The 20,191-nt window shown below is 72.1% G+C and carries 17 protein-coding genes and 1 pseudogene; 6 read left to right on the top strand and 12 right to left on the bottom strand.

Annotated features, from left to right (window positions below; all coding sequences use genetic code 11):
* Positions 1–211 precede the first annotated feature (211 nt).
* Positions 212–880, top strand: coding sequence for a YceI family protein (locus ABII15_RS32875; RefSeq protein ID WP_353945919.1), 669 nt, complete (start codon positions 212–214; stop codon positions 878–880).
* Positions 881–897: 17 nt separating this feature from the next.
* Here ABII15_RS32875 and ABII15_RS32870 read toward each other — a convergent pair whose 3' ends face one another.
* Complete coding sequence (locus tag ABII15_RS32870; protein WP_353945918.1) at positions 898–1,140, bottom strand: WhiB family transcriptional regulator; 243 nt, start codon at positions 1,138–1,140, stop codon at positions 898–900.
* A gap of 80 nt (positions 1,141–1,220) precedes the next feature.
* A pseudogene (locus ABII15_RS32865) lies at positions 1,221–2,012 on the bottom strand (VOC family protein).
* Positions 2,013–2,265: 253 nt separating this feature from the next.
* On the opposite strand from ABII15_RS32865, the gene ABII15_RS32860 reads away from it, so the two are divergent.
* Positions 2,266–3,486, top strand: coding sequence for a glycoside hydrolase family 64 protein (locus ABII15_RS32860; RefSeq protein ID WP_353945917.1), 1,221 nt, complete (start codon positions 2,266–2,268; stop codon positions 3,484–3,486).
* A 25-nt stretch (positions 3,487–3,511) separates the two neighbouring features.
* On the opposite strand, the gene ABII15_RS32855 is transcribed toward ABII15_RS32860, so the two are convergent.
* The 7 genes from ABII15_RS32855 to ABII15_RS32825 form a co-directional block, all read right to left on the bottom strand.
* Positions 3,512–5,101 (bottom strand): GMC family oxidoreductase N-terminal domain-containing protein, encoded by a 1,590-nt coding sequence (locus ABII15_RS32855; RefSeq protein ID WP_353945916.1) that lies wholly within the window; start codon positions 5,099–5,101, stop codon positions 3,512–3,514.
* A 97-nt stretch (positions 5,102–5,198) separates the two neighbouring features.
* A complete protein-coding gene (locus ABII15_RS32850) occupies positions 5,199–6,290 on the bottom strand; it encodes an LLM class flavin-dependent oxidoreductase (protein ID WP_353945915.1) in 1,092 nt (363 codons plus the stop codon).
* Positions 6,287–7,165 (bottom strand): ABC transporter substrate-binding protein, encoded by an 879-nt coding sequence (locus ABII15_RS32845; protein ID WP_353945914.1) that lies wholly within the window; start codon positions 7,163–7,165, stop codon positions 6,287–6,289. Before ABII15_RS32845 ends, ABII15_RS32850 begins: the two co-directional genes overlap by 4 nt.
* Positions 7,162–7,896 (bottom strand): ABC transporter ATP-binding protein, encoded by a 735-nt coding sequence (locus ABII15_RS32840; RefSeq protein ID WP_353945913.1) that lies wholly within the window; start codon positions 7,894–7,896, stop codon positions 7,162–7,164. Before ABII15_RS32840 ends, ABII15_RS32845 begins: the two co-directional genes overlap by 4 nt.
* Positions 7,893–8,753, bottom strand: coding sequence for an ABC transporter permease (locus ABII15_RS32835; RefSeq protein WP_353945912.1), 861 nt, complete (start codon positions 8,751–8,753; stop codon positions 7,893–7,895). The genes ABII15_RS32840 and ABII15_RS32835 overlap by 4 nt, the downstream gene beginning before the upstream one ends.
* Complete coding sequence (locus tag ABII15_RS32830; protein ID WP_353945911.1) at positions 8,750–9,778, bottom strand: NrtA/SsuA/CpmA family ABC transporter substrate-binding protein; 1,029 nt, start codon at positions 9,776–9,778, stop codon at positions 8,750–8,752. The genes ABII15_RS32835 and ABII15_RS32830 overlap by 4 nt, the downstream gene beginning before the upstream one ends.
* A gap of 11 nt (positions 9,779–9,789) precedes the next feature.
* Positions 9,790–10,806, bottom strand: coding sequence for an ABC transporter substrate-binding protein (locus ABII15_RS32825; protein ID WP_353945910.1), 1,017 nt, complete (start codon positions 10,804–10,806; stop codon positions 9,790–9,792).
* A 491-nt stretch (positions 10,807–11,297) separates the two neighbouring features.
* Here ABII15_RS32825 and ABII15_RS32820 point away from each other — a divergent pair, with 491 nt between their 5' ends.
* Entirely contained in the window at positions 11,298–12,065 is a 768-nt protein-coding gene (locus tag ABII15_RS32820) for an IclR family transcriptional regulator (RefSeq protein WP_353945909.1), read from the top strand.
* An 18-nt stretch (positions 12,066–12,083) separates the two neighbouring features.
* On the opposite strand, the gene ABII15_RS32815 is transcribed toward ABII15_RS32820, so the two are convergent.
* Complete coding sequence (locus ABII15_RS32815) at positions 12,084–13,529, bottom strand: cytosine permease (RefSeq protein ID WP_353945908.1); 1,446 nt, start codon at positions 13,527–13,529, stop codon at positions 12,084–12,086.
* 81 nt (positions 13,530–13,610) lie between these two features.
* On the opposite strand from ABII15_RS32815, the gene ABII15_RS32810 reads away from it, so the two are divergent.
* Positions 13,611–14,243, top strand: coding sequence for a TetR family transcriptional regulator C-terminal domain-containing protein (locus ABII15_RS32810; protein WP_353945907.1), 633 nt, complete (start codon positions 13,611–13,613; stop codon positions 14,241–14,243).
* A gap of 222 nt (positions 14,244–14,465) precedes the next feature.
* Positions 14,466–16,091, top strand: coding sequence for an amidohydrolase (locus ABII15_RS32805; protein ID WP_353945906.1), 1,626 nt, complete (start codon positions 14,466–14,468; stop codon positions 16,089–16,091).
* Positions 16,092–16,101: 10 nt separating this feature from the next.
* Here the strand turns inward: ABII15_RS32805 and ABII15_RS32800 are convergent, their stop codons facing one another.
* Together ABII15_RS32800 and ABII15_RS32795 are read right to left on the bottom strand one after the other, a co-directional pair.
* On the bottom strand, positions 16,102–16,278 hold the full coding sequence (locus tag ABII15_RS32800; RefSeq protein ID WP_353945905.1) for a hypothetical protein: 177 nt from the start codon (positions 16,276–16,278) through the stop codon (positions 16,102–16,104).
* Between the two features lie 191 nt (positions 16,279–16,469).
* Positions 16,470–17,420: a multicopper oxidase domain-containing protein gene (locus tag ABII15_RS32795; protein ID WP_353947274.1), complete on the bottom strand. Its 951-nt coding sequence runs from the start codon at positions 17,418–17,420 to the stop codon at positions 16,470–16,472.
* A gap of 380 nt (positions 17,421–17,800) precedes the next feature.
* On the opposite strand from ABII15_RS32795, the gene ABII15_RS32790 reads away from it, so the two are divergent.
* Positions 17,801–20,191 carry a ThuA domain-containing protein gene (locus tag ABII15_RS32790; protein WP_353945904.1) on the top strand — a complete coding sequence of 797 codons (2,391 nt, stop codon included), beginning with the start codon at positions 17,801–17,803 and terminating at the stop codon, positions 20,189–20,191.

Below are 20,191 nucleotides of genomic sequence, written 5' to 3'. Positions count from 1 at the left end.
CCCGGCAGCCCGTCGCACCCCGCACCGAGACGGCAGTGATGACGGTGAGTGACACCGGCGTTCCTGGCGGTGCATTCACATTGATGGCGATCCTGTGCAGCTTTGACCGCCCTACCACGAGGAACTCGGACGAGACCGCCCAACTCGTCGCCCGCGCACCGCCGATGGCGTGATAACACGGAGTGATCAAATCGAAGGAGGCTTCGCCCGCATGGGTATCTTCAACCGTCGCCACCAGGTCGCGACCGTCGACCCGGCCCCGGCCGTCGTCAGCCCTCGTACGCCGTTCCCGGGCGAGAGCGCCGGCGATGTCGCGCTCGATCCGAAGCTGCGGGCGTTGTCCGGGCAGTGGACCATCGACCGGCCGCACAGCCGGATCGGGTTCTCCGTACGGCACGCCATGGTCACCACGGTGCGCGGCGCCTTCGCCGACTACGACTCCGTGCTGTACTTCGACGGGGCGGTGCCGTCCCGCTCGCGCGCCGAGCTGGTGATCCGGGTCGGCAGTGTCGACACGGGAGTGGAGCAGCGTGACGCGCACATCGTGGGGCGGGACTTCTTCGACGCGGCGCGCCACCCGGAGATGGTGTTCCGCAGCACGTCCACGGTGCACGAGGGCGGTGAGACGTTCCGCATGGCCGGCGACCTGACGATCCGCGGCGTGACCCGTCCCGTGGATCTGCAACTCGACTATCTGGGCTCGGTGCTCGACCCCTTCGGCTTCGAGCGGTCCGGCTTCGACGGCACCACGACGATCGACCGCACCGAGTGGGGCCTGGTCTACAACAAGCGCCTGGAGGCGGGCGGCACCATGGTCAGCGAGAAGGTCCGCCTGCAGTTCGACATCTCGGCGATCCGGGCCACACAGGAAGCGTCCTAGGTCGTTTCTCCCTCGCGTCAGGCGCGCCGGAGCTGGTGGCGCTCCTTCTCGGAGAGGCCGCCCCAGACGCCGAAGCGCTCGTCGTTGGTCAGCGCGTAGTCGAGACAGGCCGTGCGGATCTCGCAGAGCCGGCAGATCTGCTTGGCCTCCCGGACGGAGCTGCCCGGTTCCGGGAAGAAGAAGTCGCCACCGGTCTGGGCGCACAGGGCCTGGTCCTGCCAGGTGGGGTCGGCGGGCGGGAAGGTCGTGGTCGCGTGCATGGGACGAGCCTGCCGCCCGGCGCAAAACGTTCGATCAACGCGCGATCAACGCCGTGCCGCGCCGGGCGGCCCGCCCGTCCTCACTGCTGATCCGGGTCACCCCTCAGCACGGCGAATCCGGCGCCGTAAGGATCGGCCAGCTTGGCGATCCGGCCGACGCCGGGCACGTCGACCGGGGCGGAGCGGACGGTGCCGCCCAGCCGCTGGGTCGTGGCGGCCGTCGCGTCCACGTCCGGGACGTGGATGTACGGCGTCCAGTGCCCGCCCGCCCCGGCCTCCGCCGGGTCGGAGTCCAGCGGGACGATACCGCCGAACATGGCGTTCTCGTCCGTGCCCGCCGGGTTGACCGTCGTGTACGTGCCGCCGGGGAACTCGACGTCGAACGTGCCCCAGCCGAGGACCGTGCCGTAGAACGCCTTGGCGGCGGCCGGGTCGGGGACTTACAGCTCCACCCAGTTCAGCCCGCCGTCCTCCGTGACGTGCTCAAGACCCTTGTGGACGCCGGGCTGCCAGAGGCCGAAGGCCGCGCCGCCGGGGTCGGCGATCATCGCCATGCGGCCCAGGTCGCCGACGTCCATCGGCCGGAGGAGGACCGTACCGCCGGCCTGCTCCGCCGCCTTGACCGTGGCATCGGCGTCGGCCGTCCGGAAGTAGACGCTCCAGGCCGGGCCGCCCTGCTCGGGGGTGACGGTCATGGCGCCGGACACCGCCTTGTCGCCGAGGCGGAAGGTGCCGTACCCGCCGTACTCGGGACCCGCCGACGCAAACTGCCAGCCGAAGAGTCCGCCGTAGAACGAGACCGCTCCGTCCAGGTCCGGCGTGCCGAGATCCAGCCAGACCGGCCCGCCGTCCACGAAGTCTGTAGTGATCATGGTCGTGCCCTCCTCGTCGAGGGAATTTCCGTTGTCGCTCCGGAATGCCGAGTCTTCCACCGCCCACTGACAATCGCCGTCCCACCACGCCCGACCAGGCAAGGTACGGACCAATCGTTTGTATACCGTTCGCCTTCAACATATGAACGGGATCATTTGCTGGGAGCGCTCCCTGCGATAAGTCTTGACGCTTCTTGTCGCTCTCGCCACAGTGGGGCTCCCCCACACCCCCCACATGTCGGGAGTCTCGACCGTGATATCTCGCAGACTGTTTCTCGCCGGTGCCGCCGCGACCGCAGGGACGGCGGCCGCGTCCCTGGCCGTACCGGCCTGGACCGCGGGTGCCGCGCCCGCCACCTGCGAACTGGCACTGGAGAACAAGTCGTTGAGCGGTTCCGTCAACGCGTACGTCACCGGACACGAGCAGTCGACGGGCAACTGGGTGCTGCTCAAGGCCGACGGCAGCGTCTACCGCCCCGACTCGCCGGCCGCGCCGCAGACCCCGCTGCCCGTCGACTGCGCCATCCCCCTGGGCTCGGCTGGCTCCGCGCCGAAGGTAGTGACGCTGCCTCAGATGTACGGCGCCCGGGTCTACTTCGTCCGGGACGACACGCTCGACTTCTTCCTCAACCCGGGCCCGTCGCTGGTCGAGCCGGCCTTCGCCACCGAGGCCGACCCGAACTACGGCAAGACCTGGTCGTTCTGCGAGTTCACCTTCAACTCGGACCAGTTGTACGCGAACATCAGCTACGTCGACCTGGTCACCGCGCTGCCCATCGGGCTGACCCTGGCGGGCGACGCCACCCACACCGTCGCCCCGCTGCCGGACGGCGCCGTCGACAGGATCGCGGCGGATCTCGCCGCGCAGGCCGCGAAGGACGGGCAGCCCTGGGACAAGCTCGTCATCAAGGGCGGCGACGGGAAGGTGCTGCGCGCGATCTCCCCGCAGAACCTGATGGCGCCGTTCTTCGGGCAGCCCGACCAGATGCCGTTCCGCGACTACTTCGACGCCTACGCCGATCAGGTGTGGGCCAAGTACAGCGGCACGGACCTGAGCATCGACCTCCAGGGCGGGCGCGGGGTGTTCACCGGCCGGGTCAGCGGCGACACGCTCACCTTCAACGGCGGCCACACCTTCACCAAGCCGTCCGCGAAGGACATCTTCACCTGCAACTACGGTCCGTTCGCCAACAACCCCTCGGACTCCGACGACAAGAAGGGCCTGCTGGCCCGGCTCGCCGCCGGATTCAACCGCAGCATCATGCTGACGCACCCGACGCAGCCGAACGGCGCGGGATCCGCGGACTACTACCAGGACGCGACGACGAACCACTGGTCGCGCATCCTGCACGCCAACTCGCCGATCGGCTACGCGTTCCCGTACGACGACGTGCGGCCGGACGGGGAGCCGGACGTGTCGGGCGCGGCGAACGACGGCAATCCGCGCCGGTTCACGGTGAGCGTCGGCTCGTAACTCCCGGCGTCGCGGCCGGAGTCGGTCACGCGCGGGCGTCCTCGCGGATCAGTTCCACCGCCTTCTCCGCGAGGGCGACCGTGGGCGCGTGGGTGTGGCCGCGGGTGATGTGCGGCATGACGGAGGCGTCGACGACGCGCAGCGCCTCGGTGCCGCGCACCCGCAGCCGCGGGTCGGTGACCGATTCCGGGTCCGTGCCCATGCGGCAGGTGCCGACCGGGTGGTACAGGGTCTCGGCGCCGGCCCGGATCGCGCGGGCGAGTTCCTCGTCGTCGACGACGCCGGGATAGCCGCCCATGGGCGAGGTGTGCAGCGGGCTCAGCGCGGGATCGGCGAGCAGTTCCTCGGCGCGGCGGACACCCGCGACGAGGGCGCGCAGGTCCTCGTCGGCGGCGAGGTAGTCGGGGTCGATGCGCGGGCCCGACCCGGCCGTGCCGGTCGGGGTGATGCGGCCCTCGCTGCCCGGCTGGAGCAGCACCACACCGATGGTGATGCCGTGCTCGGTCGGCGGGGTCAGGCCGTGGTTGACGAACGGGACGGGTGCGTAGACCAACTCGACATCCGGCGCAACCAGTTCGGGTCGAGTCTTGATGAAGGCGACGGCCTCGCCGACGTTCGAGGTGAGCGGGCCTCGACCGCCGAGCAGGAAGCGGGCGATGTTGGCGGGGGTGTCGGCGCCGGTGAGCGAGATCGGGCGCGGGCAGCGGACGGTGACCGCGTACGAGAGGTGGTCCTGGAGGTGACGGCCGACGCCGGGCGAGGCCACCAGGGTGTCGATGCCCGCGGCGCCGAGGGTGTCGGGGTCGCCGATCCCGGCCTGTTGCAGCAGGTGCGGCGAGCCGATGGCACCGGCGCTGAGAACGACCTCGCGGGTGGCGCGCAAAGCACCCGCGGGAATGCCTTCCGCGACGACCCCGGCGGCGCGGGTGCCGTCGAAGTCGAGCCGGGTGACGCGGGCGCCGGTGTAGATGTCGAGGTTGGGGCGGCGCGCGGCGGGCTTGAGGTAGCCGTCGGCGGCGCTCCAGCGACGGCCCCGGTACTGGTTGACCGGGGTCATGGCGAAGCCCGAGTGGTCCGGCTGGTTCAACTCTCCTAGATCGCTCAGGCCTTGGGCGCGGCAGGCGTCCAGGAATGCGGACGTGGTGGGGCTCGGGGAGCGCGGCGGAGAGATGTGCAGCGGGCCGAGCGTGCCGTACACGGACCGCGCCGTCCGTTCCCCCTGCCACCGCTCGGCGCGCTGGAAGTACCGTACGAACTGGTCGTACGCCCACTCCTCCCCCGCCGCCTCGCCCCATGCGTCGTAGTCGTCGCGGTGCCCGCGCACCCACATCATGGCATTGAGGGAGGAGGAGCCGCCGAGCGTGTGGCCGCGCGGCCAGTACAACTCCCTGTTGTCGAGGGCGGGTTGCTTGGTGGTGGCGAAGTCCCAGTCGTACGGCGTCTTGAACAGCTTCGGGAACGCGGCCGGTATCCGGATCTCCGTCTTGCGGTCGCGGGGCCCGGACTCGACGAGGGCGACCCTGACGGAGGGATCCTCGCTGAGCCGCCCGGCGAGCACGCACCCGGCGGACCCGGCCCCGACGATGACGTAGTCGTACGTACGGTCCTTGCTCAACTCCGGCTCCCCCTATGTGCTGTTGGCTCCTACAGGCGTTACTGATGGTGTACACCTGGGCGGGGCCGACCGTACACAGCCGGTGGCGCTTTCGGTCTCAGCGCCGGGTGACCACCCCCAGCGCGGGCAGTACGGTCTCGGCCACTCGGTAGGCCTCTTCGAGGAGGGGGTTGCCGGAGAGGATGAAGGTGTCTACGCCCAGCTCCCTGAACTCCTGGAGCCGTTCGACGACTTGGGCGGTGGAGCCGACGACCGCGGTGCCGGGGCCCGGCCGGAACAGGCTCATGCCGGGCCACAGGTTGGGATGGGTCTCCAGTTCCCGGGCGCGGGCCGGGACCCGGCCGCCGTGCTGGCGGAACTGGCGCTGCCAGCCGACGCCGTCCTCGCCCGCGCGGTCGCCGAGCTGACGGGCGTACGTCGTCTCGCTCGTGACGTCGAGGAGGCGGTCGGCGGCGGCCCAGGCCTCGTCCTCGGTGTCCCGGACGATGAGGTGCAGGCGCAGGCCGATGCGCAGGCTGCGGCCGTGGGCGGCGGCGCGCTCGCGGACCCGGTCGAGCTTCTCCTTCAGCAGGTGCGGGGGTTCGCCCCAGGTCAGGTAGACGTCGACGTGTTCCGCGGCCATCTCGATGCCGGGCGCGGACGAGCCGCCGAACCACAGCGGGACGTGCGGGGCCTGGACCGGCTTGAGGTCGCGGAAGGAGGCGCCCGCGTTCTTGAGGTCGTAGAAGCGGCCCTTGTGGTCGAAGACCTCGCCGGCCGTGAGGCGTTTGACGATCGACCAGTACTCGGCGCTCAGCTCGTAGCGTTCGTCGTGCTCGACGTGGAGCCCGTACTCCTGGAGGGAGGCGGTGGAGCCGTTGACGACGTTGAAGCGGAGCCGGCCGCCGAAGAGCGTGTCGAAGCTCAGCGCCATCTTGGCGAGGAGGGTCGGCGAGATCAGGCCGGGGTGGACGGCGAGGAGCGGCTGGAAGGCGGTGCTCGTCGAGGCGGCCAGCGCGCTGCCGAGCGGCCACACGTCGTACAGGTCGGTGGCGAGCAGGGCGCCGGTGTAGCCGAGCCGTTCGACGGTCGCGGCGAGGTGCTGGAGGTAGCCGAGGTCGACGGGGCGGCGTCCTTCGGGCTCCCACGGGTAGGCGCCCTCGCGCGGGATGATGTACCAGAGGACCTCCGGAGGGGCGGTCCCGCTCATGCCCGCTCCTCCCCGGACGTGCGGGCGACGGCGGCGGCGACCCGGACCGGCCGCTCGACGAACCCGGTCCGTACGAAGATGTCGGCCGCCTGCTGCTGCTCGGCGAGGAACGCGTCGGTGACCTCTTCGATCCGCCAGGGCAGCGCCTTCAGGGCCGTCTCCCAGTCGTCGGCGGTGCCGCCCTGGTGCTCGGCGGCGATCTCGGCGGCCTCGCGCGGGTGCGCCTTCGCCCAGTCGTCGGCGCGCTGGAGCGCGCGGACCAGGGCGGCGACGACGTCCGGGCGCTGTTCGGCGAGGGCGCGGCGGGTGAAGAAGACGGAGCGGTCGGAGATGACGTCGCCGGTGCGCAGCAGCACCCGGACGCCGCCCTCGCGCAGGGCGGCGACAAGCTGGGGGCCCTGCGCGACCCAGGCGGCGATCTCCCCGGAGCGCAGGCGCGCGGCGCTGTCGTCGTCGGAGCGGACGGCGGTGATGTCGGTGGCGTACGAGAGTCCGGCGTCGTCCAGGGCCTTGGCGATCAGGTGGGTCTGCCAGGAGCCGATCGCGAGGTGCACGGTGGTGCCCTTGAGGTCGGTGACGGTGCGCACGGGGCCGTCCTCGGCGACGAGGAGCGCGCCGTGGTCGGGGCGGGGCGCGGAGACGGCCGCGTAGACGATGTCGTGGCCGGCGGCCTGCGCGGTGACGGGCGGGGTGGAGCCGGTGCCGCCGAAGTCGATGGTGCCGTCGGTGAGGAGGGCGCCGGTGCGCACTCCGTTGGTGTAGGCGTGGAAGACCGCTTCCTCGCCGACCGCGGCCAGTTCCTCCTGCGCGTAGTCGAGGCGCGAGAGGTAGTAGAGGGTCGGGTTGCTGTTGTGGACGCCGATGGTGATGGTCATGCGGGTATCTCCTGTGCGGTGGGGTGGACGCCGAGGTCGGCGAGGAGACGGCGGCGCAGGGCCGCGAAGGCGGGATCGCCGGGGTCGCGGGGGTGGTCGACGGGGACGGTCTCGTCGGTGACGAGCCGGCCGTCGCGCAGGACGCAGACGCGGTCGGCGAGGCGTACGGCCTCGTCGACGTCGTGGGTGACGAGGAGGACGGCGGGCCGGTGGACGCGGCGCAGTTCGCCGACGAGGTCCTGCATGCGGAGCCGGGTGAGGGCGTCGAGTGCGGCGAACGGCTCGTCCAGGAGCAGCAGTTCGGGTTCGCGGACCAGGGCGCGGGCGAGGGCGACGCGCTGTGCCTCGCCGCCGGAGAGGGTGCCGGGCCAGGCGTCGGCGTGCCGCTCCAGGCCGACCTCGGCGAGGGCGGTGCGTGCCCGCTCCTGGGTGGCGCGGCCGCGCGGCAGGGCGACGGTGACGTTGGCGAGGACCTTCTTGGACGGGACGAGCCGGGGTTCCTGGAAGACGACGGTGCGGGCCCGGGGTACGAGCACCTCGCCGTCGTCGGCGGCGTCGAGCGCGCCCAGGATGCGCAGCAGGGTGGTCTTGCCGCTGCCGCTGGCGCCGAGCAGCGCCACGAACTCGCCGCGTCGGATGGTGAGTTCGAGTCCGTCGAGGACGTTCCGGTCGCCGAAGGTGCGGCGCAGCCCTGAGATGCGTACGGCCGGTTCGGTGGTGGGTGTCGTCATCGGGCGGCTCCCTGCGCGGCGCGCCGCCAGGGCATGAGGGCGCGCTCCAGGAGGCGGACGACGGCGTCGGCGGTGAGGCCGAGCAGGCCGTAGACGAGGATGCAGACGGCGAGGACGTCGGTGCGGGCGTAGCTCTGCGCCTGTGCCATCAAGTACCCGATCCCCGCGGTGGCGTTGATCTCCTCGGCGGCGATCAGGGCGATCACGCTGAGCGTCATCGACAGCCGCAGCCCCGCGAGCAGCGACGGCAGCGCGCCGGGCAGGACGACCTCGCGGACGATCGCGAGGCGTCCCATGCCGAAGCTGCGCATGGCCTCGACGAGTTTGCGGTCGGCGTTGCGGACGCCGCCGTACGTGGAGACGTACATCGGGAAGGTGGTGGCGACGGCGATGAGGAGGATCTTGGCGGTCTCGTTGATGCCGAACCAGACCATGAACAGGGGGACGAGGGAGAGGAAGGGGATGGTGCGCAGGGTCTGGAGGGAGGAGTCGAGGAGTTCGTCGCCGAGACGGGTGAAGCCGGTGACGACCCCGAGGGTGAGGCCGGCGGTCAGCCCGATGACGAGGCCGATGCCGGAGCGGGTGAGGGAGGTGGCGAGGGCGTCGGGCAGCTGTCCGTTGCCCCACAACTCGCCGACGGCGTCGAGGACTTCGGCCGGGGAGGCGAGGACGTCCCTGGTGAGCAGTCCGGTGGCGGAGGCGATCCACCAGACCGCGAGCAGGACGAGCGGGCCGAGGGCGCGGACGGTGACGGCGTAGCCGCGGCGGCGGGGCCGTTCGCGCGGCGGGCGGGGCGCGACGAGGGAGGTGGGCGGCGCCGTCCGCGTCGTCCGCCGTTCGGTGGCGGCGGCCGTCATGACAGTTTCTCCACGTCGAGGAGGTGCGCGGCCACGTCCACGGTCTTCGGGGTGACCTTCTGGTCGGCGTAGAAGCGGGCGACGGCCTCGAACCGCTCGATGTCGGCGTCGGTGATGGGTTCGACGGTGCCGCCCTGCCGGGTGATGTCGATCTGGGTCTTCCTGGCGGCGCCGGTGAGGGCCTGGGGGCCCGCGTCGGTGTTCACGTTCAGGTACGCGCCCGGGTGCGCCTTCTCCTTGGCGCTGGCGGTGTGGAGGTAGTCGTAGAGGGCGCGGACGACCTCGGGGTGGCGGTCTGCGAAGGCGGTGCGGACGGCGGTGAGGCTGTAGTTGTCGGAGCCGATCTCCTTGCCGGTCGCGATGAACTCGGCCTTCCCGGTGCCGAGTTCGGCGACCGAGTACGTCGACCAGACGGCCCACGCGTCGACCTTGCCGCTGTTGAAGACGGCCGCCGTCTGGTCGGGGCGCAGGTAGACGCGCTCGACCTTCGACGCGGGGATGTGGCGGTCGGCGAGTGCCTTGAGGAGGAGGTATTCGCCGGTGCCGCCCTGGTTGACGGCGACCTTCTTGCCGACGAGGTCGTCGACGGAGTCGATGCCGGACCCCTTCTTGGCGAGGATGCCCTCGCCGGCCCCGTCGGGCGCGGTCGCGGTGAAGAAGCTGAAGCCGGGGGTCTGCGCGAGGGAGGTGATGCCGGAGGTGATGGAGCCGGTGGCGATGTCGAGCTGGTCGGCGTTCATGGCCTGGGCGGCGGGTGCGAAGGGGCCCGCGCTGCCGGTCCACGCGACCTTGGCGTGGACCTTGGCGAGCGCCTTGTCGAGGCTGCCGTCCTTCTTGCCGACGGCGAGGACGCCCGCGTTCCCCGGGTCGGGGATGCGGAGGGTGACCTGCTTGCCCTCGCCGCTCCCGGCGTCGGCCTGCGAGGTGCCGCAGCCGGTGGCGAGGGCGGCGACCGCGGCGAGGGCCGTCAGCGCGGCGGGGATGCGGAGGGCGGGGTTACGGGTGGCGGGATGCAGCATGCGCATGGCGGGCGTCCTCACGGTCCTTCGGGGGCGGTCGGCAGCAGGCGGGCCCGGCGCAGCGGCTCGGGGTCGGCCCATGTGTGCACGTCGACGGGGTCGGGCAGGAAGCCGTGCGCGCGCAGGGCGTCCTCCTGCCGGGCGAGCAGGTCGAGGCGGTCGGCGGAGAGGTCGGGGTGGAGGGTGCGGTGGGTGCCGGGGCGGTAGGCGCCCGCGACGCCCTCGGCTCCGGCGCCGGTCTCGGCGCCGAGGATGCGGGCCACGTCGCCGGGGTGTCCGGCGGCCCAGTCGGCGGCGCGCAGCAGCACGGCGAGGAACCGGTCGACGAGGTCGGGCCGGTCGTCGAGGAGCCGCTGGTGGACGGTGATGGGGCGGGGCGTGCCGTTGTTGACGCGGTGCGTCCGGTCGGGCAGCTCGTCGAGTTCCACGGCGACGCGGGCTCCGGCGCGGCGGGCCGCCTCGACGGCGAGGGCGCCCTTGACGTAGACGGCGTCGACGTCGCCGCGGCGCAGCGCGGCCAGTTCGGCGGCCCACTGCCCTTCGTGTCCGTCGGCGGGTACGTCGACGGGGCGGGCGTCGTCCAGGGTGAGACCGGCGGAGGCGAGGGCGCCCTCGAAGCCGCGCAGCGCCATGGCCCGCCAGAAGTCGATGGCGATGGTGTGCCGGGGCACGGCGAGGCGCAGGCCGCGCAGGTCTCCGGCGGCGCGCACCGCGCTGTCCGGGGCGACGAGGACGGCCTGGCGCTCCTCGATCCAGGTCAGCCCGATGAGCCGGGTCTCCTCGCCGCGCGAACGGGCCCACAGCGCGGGCACGTTGCCGCCCTCGCGGAACAGTCCCGGCAGGGCGTGCGTGTAGTGGGTGCGGCGGTCGACGTCGGGCGCGGCGTCCTGGAGCGACCGTACGGCGATGCCGTCGGCGGCGAACTCGGCGGCGAGCCAGCGGCGGTCCGCGGCGATGCCGGTGGCCGTGGGGACGGGACAGCGGGTGAACCAGAGGGTGTCGGGGGTGGTGCGGGTCGGGGCGTGCGAGGGCATGGCGGGTCCCGGGTGTCAGGGTTCGGGGCAGGGGGATGCGCGGGCGGGCGACGGCCCGCGGGCGGCGACCGGAGAGCGGGGTGAGGTGAGGAGCGCTGTGCGGCGGCGCGTCAGGCGCGGCGACAGGAGGCGCTGGTCACGCGGGCCAGATCGATGTGGCGGCGCAGCGTGAAGGCGGCCGGGACCGGGCGGGCGGCGGGCGCGGTGCGGTGCTGACGGTGCATGGCGCGGCTCCCTTCCCCGGATGTCCGGAACTGGCACGGTCGGTGCGGTGTGGCGGCAGACTTGCACGCGCCCCGACCGGGCGGCAAGCGACGTCCCACGATGTGGGAGCGGGTGTGAACGCACTGTTGCACCAGGGGTCCTGGGGTGTCCGGCGGTGCCGCGATGTGGGACGTTTCCTGTCGTCCCCGCGCTCGTGTCCCCCGCCCCTCTCCTGCCCCCGGCCCGTCTCCAGCCCCTGTCCTCTCCCCTCCCCCTTTGGGCCCGCCGTGACCGATGTCCCCCGCCCGCCCTCCGGTTCCCAGGCCGTGCGCCGTGCCCTGGACCTGCTGCACTGCTTCCACGACAACGGGCCCGATCTGAGCGCCGCCGATCTGGCCCGGCGCCTGGAGCTGTCCGGTTCCACGGCGCACCGGCTCGCCCGCACCCTGCTCGCGGCGGGCTTCCTGGAGCAGGACTTCCGCACGGCCCGCTACCGGCTCGGTCCGGCGGTGACCGAGCTGGGCCGGCTCTCGTACCACCAGCGTGGCCTGCACCTGGCCGCGCCGGAACTCGCCGACCTGGCCGAGCGCACCGGTGCCACCGCCGATCTCGCGCTGCGCAGCGGCCCGTACGCGGTGATCGTGGCGGGCGGCTCGGTCACCCCGAAGGTGGGGCTGCGCCGCCCGCTGCACTCCACGGCGCTCGGGAAGGTCCTGCTCGCGTGGCCGCGCCCGGGCGACGGGGACCTCGGCACGCTGCCGCCGCTGCACGCCTTCACCGACCGCACCATCGTGGAACGCGCTTCACTGGAGCGGGAGTTGGCGCACGTAAGGCGGACCGGGCACGCCCTCAACGACGGCGAGTCCGCACACGGGGTGCGCACTCTCGCGGTGCCGGTCCTCGATCACGCGTCCCACGCCCGGTTCGCGCTCGCGGTGCGTACGACGCCGGAGCTGCTGCCCGACACCCGCATCCCGTGGTTCCTGGAACGGGCCAGGTCCTGCGCGCGGGCGCTGGAGGTGCTGCTGCTGCCGCCGGGAGAGCGGGGTGCGTGAGGGGACGGGGTCCCGCGATCAGTCGCGGGCGATCGCGGCCAGGGAGCGGCGCATCGTCAGCCAGTAGCACACGCAGGACACCACCATGCCGACCGGCAGCGCGAGGTCCACGCCGTCGAGCGCGGCGGCGATCGGCCCGGTGTAGAGGGTGTTCACACAGAGCGCGGCCGTGCCCGAGCCGGCCAGCAGGGAGAACGCGCCCGCCCAGTTGACGCCGCCGCGGTACCAGAACGGGCCGCCGGGGCTCTCGTCGCACAGCGCCGGGCCGTCGTAGCGGTTGCGGCGCAGGACGATGTCGGTGGCGTAGACGGCGACGGACGGGCCGAGCAGTACGACGGTCAGTTGCAGGACGTTGTTGACCGTGTCGAGGAAGTTGGAGATCAGCAGGCCGTACAGGGTGAGCGCGATGGCGACCGTGCCGTCGAACAGGACGCTGACCTGGCGGCGGATGGTGAGGCCGACGGCCTGGAGGGCGAGGCCGGCGCTGTAGGCGGTGAGGGCGTTGACGGCGATGGTGCCGAGGACGAGGGCGAGCAGGAAGAGGGGCGTGAACCAGCCGGGCAGGATCGACTCCAGGGCCGACTGCGGGTCGGTCATGTCGACGGCGGTCGCGGCGAGGACGCCGATGAGGCAGGTGAGCAGGCCCGAGACGAAGTTGCCGAGGGCGGTCCAGCCGATGATCGCGCGCTTGGGCGTCGTGCGCGGCAGGTAGCGGGAGAAGTCCGCGCTGGTGGTGTACGAGAGCGGGGCCGAGGCGACCATCGTGACCCCGGCGAGCACGGCGGCCCAGAGGGGAGCGCCGGTGAGCGGGTGGTCCGGCACGTAACCGAAGTCGGCGTGCCGTACGACGACGACGGCGACCACGGCGAAGACCGCCGCGAGGGCCAGCGTGATGGGGAGGTACAGCTTCACGATCATGGCGTGGCCGTAGACGCTGATGGTGAGCGTGAGCGCGGCGATGACGACGATCACGACGACCTTGACCGGGGTGTTCACGGTGATCCCGGCCCGCGCGACGAGGGAGAAGGCGGCGACGGCCGCGGCGGACAGGTTGAGCGCGAAGTAGCAGACGGAGATCAGCCAGCCGGTGATCGCGTTGTTCACGCGGTTGCCGATGACGCCGAAGAGCGCGCGGGTGACCACTTCGCTGGGCGCGCCGGCGGCCGGGCCGGGTATCGCGAGCAGACCGGTGAGGACCGAGAACAGGCTGCCCACGACGAGGACGGCGATCGCCTGCCAGAGGGCGAGGCCCATCAGGACCAGCGAGCCGCCGACGACCAGGCTCAGATAGTTCACGCCCGTCGCGGCCCACACCGCGAACAGTTCGCTCGCCCTGCCGCGCCGGTCCGCGTCCGGGATCACGTCGATGCCGTGGGCCTCGATCCGGCCGGCCCGGTGGTCATCGGGCGCGGCGGTCGCGGCCGCGCCGGTGTGCGGTGACGGATCGGGAAGTGTGGACGCCATCGAGCCCTCCGAGGGTGCTGAGCGGTACTTGACCGATCCGCCTGCTTGCTTATTGGTCGCACACTCAATAACGTGCCGGGCATGTCGTCAAGCGTTGAGCGCAAGCGAATTCGAAAGTCTCCGGCCGCCAGACGTGCGGAAATCGTTGCGTCGGCCGCCGCGATTGCGCTTTCCGAAGGTCTGGAGGGCATCACGCTGCGCCGCATCGGCGACGATCTCGACGTCCGCCCCGGGCTCGTGAGCCACTACTTCCCCTCGGCGGAGGAGCTGGTCGCGGAGGCGTTCGGCACGGCGGCGACGGCGGAGCTGGACGCGCTCATCCCGGCGGAGCGCTCCACCGGCACCCCGACGGAGCACCTGGCCCGTTTCCTGGCCCGCACGACGGGCGATCCGGCATGGGACGACATCAGCGCCCTGTGGATCAACGCCCGCCACCTCGGCCGCCACCGCCCGGCGCTGCGCGCACAGGTCGCCGAGCAGGAGGCCGCCTGGCGCGCCCGCCTCTCGAACCTGATCGCGGACGGCGTCGACCGCGGCGAGTTCCGCACCCCCGACCCGGTGGTCGTCGCCCTCCAGATCCTGGTCGTCCTGGACGGCCTGAGCGCGGACGGCACCCTGACCCCGGAGGAGCTCCCCCCAGCGGTGGCCCGCATGGCCATCACGACGGCAGAACGCGAACTGTCCCTGCCCCCAGGAACATTGGGCGCCCCGTAAGGGGCGCGGGGAACCGCGCGATCCACCCCCGACACCCCGCACCCGCCACCAAATCCCAACCCACCACCCCAGTGGGCGAGGGGCGCGAGGAACCGCGCGGGCAACCACCCACGACCCGCACCCGCCAACACCCACCAGCCCACCAGAACGGCGGGCGAGGGGCGCGAGGAACCGCGCGCCCAGCCACCGACCACCCGCACCCGAACCAACCCGCGGAGCCCCATGCACCCCCGCCTGATCCTCCTCGACGCCCGCCTCCAGAACCCGGAGACCGGCGAAGCCCTCCCGTACACGGCCCTGTCCGTCGGCCCCGACGGCCGCATCGGCGCCCTCGGCGACGACCGGGAGATCCGCGCCCTCGCGGGCCCGGCCACCACCACGCTGGACCTCAAGGGCGCGACCGTCACCCCGGGCCTGGTGGACGGCCACATCCACCCCGCCCACGGCGCCGAACTCACCCACGGCCTCGACCTCTCCGGCTGCGCGGACCTGAACGACGTACGGGAGGCGCTGGCCCGGCACAGGAAGACCCTGGCGCCCGGGGCGTGGCTGCACGCGTGGGGCCTGGACCCGAACGTCTTCGGCGACCGCCCGGTGGAGGCCGCCGCGCTGTCCCCCGTGCTCGACGGCGTCCCCGCGCTGCTCCTGCTCTTCGACGCCCACTCGATGCTGGCGAGCCCGCGCGCCCTCGAACTCGCCGGCGTGGACGGCCCGCGCACCTTCGACCAGGCCGCCGAGGTGGTCTGCGACGACCGCGGCCGGCCCACCGGACTGCTCCTGGAGGACGCGGCCTGCGAACTCGTCGAGCGGGCCGCGCCGCAGCCGACCCGCGCCGAACGGCGCGACCGGCTCGCGGCGGTGCTGCGCGCGATGGCCGCATCGGGCCTGACCGGCGGGCACGCGATGGACGCGAACGGGGACAGCCTCGACCTGTACCGGGAGCTCGACGAGGCGGGCGAACTGCCGGTGCGGCTGCGCGTCGCGCCCTGGTGCCAGCCGGGCGCCGACGCCGACGCGCTGCGCGCGCTCATCGAACTCCAGGGCACCGGCGGCGCGTTGTGGCAGGTCGCCGGGGTGAAGCTGTTCATGGACGGCACCATCGACAACGGCACGGCCTGGCTGGAGCGGCCCGACTGCCACGGCGAGTCGACGCACGCGTTCTGGCCGGACCCGGCCGCGTACACGCACGTCATCGGCGAACTGCACCGCGCCGGCGTGCAGACGGCCACGCACGCGATCGGTGACGCGGCGGTCCGGCACGTCCTCGACTCGGTGGCGAAGGCACGGGCTGGGAGTCCGGGCGGCGTACGTCACCGGGTCGAGCACATCGAGACGGTCCCCGACGACACCGTGCGCCGGTTCGCCGAGCTGGACGTCGTGGCCTCCATGCAGCCCACCCACTGCTGCGACTTCACCCGCGCCGACCACACCGACAACTGGTCGCGACGGCTCGGCGAGGAGCGCGCCGGGCGGGCCTGGCGCTGCCGCGACCTGTGGGACGCGGGGGCGCGGGTCGTCCTCGGCTCGGACTGGCCCATCGCCCCCTACCCGCCGCTCGGCGTCCTGGCGGGCGCCCGCCACCGCCGCCCGAGCCGCGACCTGACCCTGCCGCCGCACGGCCCGGACCAGGCGCTGACCGGCCTGGAGGCGCTGCGCGCGATGACGGTGAACCCGGCGTACGCCTCCGGCGAGGAGGCGGTCGCCGGGCGGATCGGCGTGGGGTACCGCGCCGATCTGACCGTGTTCGGCGGGGATCCTGTCACCGCCCCCGCTGTCGAACTGCCGGACATTCCGGTGCGGTTGACGGTGGTGGACGGACGGGTGACGCATCGCGCCGCCGACCTGTAGGTCGCCTGCGCTACGGGCCCTCGGAACCGGCGCGCGCGGCGGCCGCCGCCTCCAGCAGGCACCAGCCGTCGAGCGCCACGGGCCCCCGGATCCGCCGCCGGAAGGACGACGGCGGCCGGTCCGGGGACTGCCACGAGATCCCGACCCTGACCCCGCAACCGTCCGGCACCGGCGGCCCGCTGCGCATCACCTCCGCCGCCGGTCCCGGCCGATACCTCCCGGGCGGCGCTCCCTCACCCGCCGGCCGGCACCACGTCGAGCAGCGGCGTGGCGCAGCGTCCACAGGTACACGCGCCCGTCGGCGACCAGTCGGCGGGGCTTCCTGGCCCGGCGAGGCATGCCGCCGAGGGTACGCGGCCCGGGCTGCCGGACGCCCCCTCACGCATGGTGATGCGGGTCGTCGTAGGCCGGTATCGACCCGTCCGCCTTCTTCACCAGGAACAGCCCGGCCATCCCCATGTCCGAGTGGCTCTGCACATGGCAGTGGTACATCCACGCGCCGGCGCCCACCCCCTCCCCCGCGATGATCTGGAACCCGAACGAGTCCGCCGGGCCGACGATCTTGTTGTCGAGGACCTGGGTGGGGTCGTCGGGGCCGGTGAGCATGCCGGTGCGGTTGTCCGCCCAGCGGTGACCGTGCATGTGGAACGTGTGGTAGTACTCGCCGTGCGTGATCATCACGATCTCGACCCGGTCGCCCACCGTGGCCTCGAAGGTCGGCGCCTCGTGCGCGGCCTTGTTGTTGATCGTCATGTCGTTGAAGACGATCGTGAAGGTCTTGCCGGGGTCGGGCAGGATGTCGCCCTTGCGGCGCACGATCACCGGGCCGTAGAGGCCCTTCTTGATGCCGCCAGTGCCGTGGTCGGTGCCCACGACGTGGTCGTGGTAGTGCCAGTAGCCCGCGGTGCCGGAGCGCCAGGTGCCGTCCTTGCGGCGGCCCGGCGCGTGGGTGCGCCAGGTGTAGGTGCGGGTCCCGCCGGGCTCGACGTGGCTGCGGTTCATCCGCGTGCCGTCGCTGGAGATCTCGTAGTCCATGCCGTGCACGTGCAGACTCGCGTCCACGTCCGTGAGGTTCTCGAACTCGATGTGCAGGGTGTCGCCCTCGTTGAGCTCGATCAGCGGTCCCGGGACCGACGCCTTGCCCTTCTCGAAGCCGTAGCCGAGCTGTCCGTCGGCCAGCTTCTCCGCGTACATCTTGATCCGTCTGACCTCGCCGCCCGCGGGGGCGGTGCGCGGCGGGGTGTCGGCCCCGGCGGCGGGCGGCGCCGAGGCGCCGATCGACAACGATGTCACCCCGGCCGTCGCGGCCACCGCGCCGCCGATGAGCATGCGGCGGCTCAGCGCACGCCGGTCGCTCTCGCTCGCCCGGTTCGCCTCTTCGTGTTCCGTCACGGCCAACTCCCCAGCCTCGTACCGGCATTCACGTCACTCAGAGCATCGCGCCGATCACCGTAGCCAGGTGATCTTCGTTTATCCACACTCAGGACAAAGTTCGTGCCATTGCGGTCATACCTATTGGCGCGCCACGAAAAGAGGTCTAGCTTTCACGGCGCTGTTGCTGTGCCCGACGAGGGGTGAGTGAACACATGCGGCGCATACCGCCTCAAACACCATTGCCCGTACGAGAGTTCAGAGCGAGCAGGCGCAGACGCGCCCGGATCCTGGCCGGAGGTGTCGCGGCCGGAGCGCTCGCCGCGGGACTGCTGGCCATGCCGACCGCGAGTGCGCAACCGGACCCGGCTGGGCCCGTGACAACGATGTCCGTCAAGTCGCCGCCCGGCGGTGCCACGGTGCGGGTCCTGCTGTTCTACGGGTCCGCGGCGGGCGGCGACGAGTCGCCCGTGGTCAACGCGGGCATCGAGGCGATCGAGAAGATCGGCCAGTCCGGCCCGGCCGGGCAGCGGTTCACCGTCACCGCGACCGACGACGCCTCCGTCTTCACGAACGGCACCAAGATGGGGCGCTTCAACTCCGTGGTGTTCCTGACCGGCGGCGGGGACGTCCTCGACCCGGACCAGGAGGCGGGCCTCGAGGCCTACATGGAGGCCGGCGGCGGTTTCGTCGGCATCCATGACGCGGCGCGTGCCGAGCCGTACTCCGACTGGTTCACGGGGCTCGTGGGCGCCCGGCCCGCCGCCTCGTCGCCGACCGGCGTGCAGCGGGCCACCGTCGAGGTCGGCGACCGGCAGCACCCGGCGACGAAGGACCTGCCGGTGCAGTGGAAGCGGCCCGACCAGTGGCTGAACTGGGTGAAGAACCCGTCCGGCGACGTGCACACGGTGGCCCGGGTGCGCGAGTCGACGTACAAGCCGGGCGACGGCGCCAACGGCGGTGACCACCCGGTGAGTTGGTGCCGCGACTACGACGGCGGCCGGTCCTTCTACACCGGCATGGGCGGGACGGCCTCCTCCTACGACGAGGCGGACTTCCGGGACCATCTGCGCGGGGCGCTGCTGTGGACGACGCGGCTCGTGCGCGCCGACTGCAAGGCGACGATCAACGGCAACTACAAGGCCGAGCGGCTGACCCAGGCCAACCAGCCGGGGCAGAACGACCAGATCGGCGAGCCGCACGGCCTGGTGAGCGCGCCCGACGGACGGATCCTGTACATCGGCCGCGGCGGCGCGGACTCCTCGCAGCCGGTCGTCACCGACTGGAACGACCCCGACGTCGGCAAGGGCAAGGGGCAGATCCACGTCTACGACCCGAAGACCAAGAAGGTAACGCTCGCCGGGGAGTTGACGATCTTCGGCAACAAGGGCGGCGGCGACGAGCTGGTGAAGGTCGAGGAGGGACTGCTCGGCATCGAGCTGGACCCGAAGTTCGAGCAGAACGGGTGGGTGTACCTGCACTACACGCCCCACTCGCAGCTCGACCGGGACAAGCAGATCGCCGAGCGCCGGGTGTCCCGGTTCACGCTCGACCTGACCACGAACAAGCTGGACCTGAGCAGTGAGAAGGTGCTGCTCAAGTGGCCGGTGCAGGTGCACAGTTGCTGCCACGCCGGTGGCGGGATGGCCTGGGACTCCAAGGGGAACCTGTACATCGCGACCGGTGACAACAACTCCTCGCAGTTCAGCGACGGTTACTCGGGCAACAACCCGCAGCCGAACTACAAGGGCGTCTCGTTCGCGGACGCGCGCCGCACGGCGGGCAACACCCACAACCTCAACGGCAAGATCCTGCGCATCCACCCGGAGGCCGACGGCACGTACACCCTGCCGGAGGGGAACCTCTTCACCGGCAAGGAGACGGCCGAGGGCGGCGGCAAGACGCGCGGCGAGATCTATGTGATGGGCGTCCGCAACCCGGCGCGCATCTCGATCGACAAGAAGACCGACACGCTCTACGCGGGCTGGGTCGGGCCGGACGCCGGTGAGCCGTCGACGACCTGGGGGCCGGCGAAGTACGACACGTTCGCCGTGATCACCAAGGCGTCGAACCGCGGCTGGCCGTACTGCATGGGCAACAAGCAGCCCTACCGCGACCGCAATCTGCCGGACCCGAGCAAGCCGCTGGGCTGGTACGACTGCGACCACCCGAAGAACGAGTCGCCGAACAACGACGGTCTCGTCAATCTGCCGCCGGTCACCGGGAACAACATCTGGTACTCGCCGCAGGGCGGCGCCCCGGACTACCCGCGCGACGCCAAGGGCGTCCCGTCCTACAAGAAGGACGAGGCCACCTATCTGCTGCCGTGGCTGAAGGGCGGCGGCCAGGCGGCCATGGACGGGCCGGTGTACCGCTACGACGCGTCGATCCCGAACGCCGACAAATGGCCGGGCTACTGGGACGGCAAGTGGTTCGTCGGTGACTTCTACGACTCCGACCAGCCGCGCAACGCGGTCGTGATGGATCCCGCCACCCAGGGCGACGGCGGGCTTCCCGTGCACTCCGAGTCGCTGAAGAAGATCGTCCCGGTCGGGAACGACGGCATCAAGAACCTCATGGACTGGAAGTTCGGTCCCGACGGTGCGCTGTACGTCCTCGACTACGGGCGCGGCTTCTTCACCTCCGACTCCAAGTCGGCGCTGTGGAAGGTCACGTACACCGGTGGCGGACCGACTCCGGCGGCCGATCAGCTGGCCAGGAAGGGCTGA

The organism is Streptomyces sp. HUAS MG91, assembly GCF_040529335.1.
Lineage (GTDB): Bacteria > Actinomycetota > Actinomycetes > Streptomycetales > Streptomycetaceae > Streptomyces > Streptomyces tabacisoli.
The sequence above is the reverse complement of the archived record's forward strand: the minus strand, read 5'-3'. Positions and strand labels throughout refer to the sequence as shown.

What these genes read in the sequence shown, in the direction of transcription:
- ABII15_RS32875 (WP_353945919.1), top strand. Translation starts at nt 212, where the DNA reads ATGGGTATCTTCAACCGTCGCCACCAGGTCGCGACCGTCGACCCGGCC.
- ABII15_RS32870 (WP_353945918.1), bottom strand. Translation starts at nt 1,140, where the DNA reads ATGCACGCGACCACGACCTTCCCGCCCGCCGACCCCACCTGGCAGGAC.
- ABII15_RS32850 (WP_353945915.1), bottom strand. Translation starts at nt 6,290, where the DNA reads ATGAGCGGGACCGCCCCTCCGGAGGTCCTCTGGTACATCATCCCGCGC.
- ABII15_RS32845 (WP_353945914.1), bottom strand. Translation starts at nt 7,165, where the DNA reads ATGACCATCACCATCGGCGTCCACAACAGCAACCCGACCCTCTACTAC.
- ABII15_RS32840 (WP_353945913.1), bottom strand. Translation starts at nt 7,896, where the DNA reads ATGACGACACCCACCACCGAACCGGCCGTACGCATCTCAGGGCTGCGC.
- ABII15_RS32835 (WP_353945912.1), bottom strand. Translation starts at nt 8,753, where the DNA reads ATGACGGCCGCCGCCACCGAACGGCGGACGACGCGGACGGCGCCGCCC.
- ABII15_RS32830 (WP_353945911.1), bottom strand. Translation starts at nt 9,778, where the DNA reads ATGCGCATGCTGCATCCCGCCACCCGTAACCCCGCCCTCCGCATCCCC.
- ABII15_RS32825 (WP_353945910.1), bottom strand. Translation starts at nt 10,806, where the DNA reads ATGCCCTCGCACGCCCCGACCCGCACCACCCCCGACACCCTCTGGTTC.
- ABII15_RS32815 (WP_353945908.1), bottom strand. Translation starts at nt 13,529, where the DNA reads ATGGCGTCCACACTTCCCGATCCGTCACCGCACACCGGCGCGGCCGCG.
- ABII15_RS32810 (WP_353945907.1), top strand. Translation starts at nt 13,611, where the DNA reads ATGTCGTCAAGCGTTGAGCGCAAGCGAATTCGAAAGTCTCCGGCCGCC.
- ABII15_RS32805 (WP_353945906.1), top strand. Translation starts at nt 14,466, where the DNA reads ATGCACCCCCGCCTGATCCTCCTCGACGCCCGCCTCCAGAACCCGGAG.
- ABII15_RS32800 (WP_353945905.1), bottom strand. Translation starts at nt 16,278, where the DNA reads ATGCGCAGCGGGCCGCCGGTGCCGGACGGTTGCGGGGTCAGGGTCGGG.
- ABII15_RS32795 (WP_353947274.1), bottom strand. Translation starts at nt 17,420, where the DNA reads ATGCTCATCGGCGGCGCGGTGGCCGCGACGGCCGGGGTGACATCGTTG.
- ABII15_RS32790 (WP_353945904.1), top strand. Translation starts at nt 17,801, where the DNA reads ATGCCGACCGCGAGTGCGCAACCGGACCCGGCTGGGCCCGTGACAACG.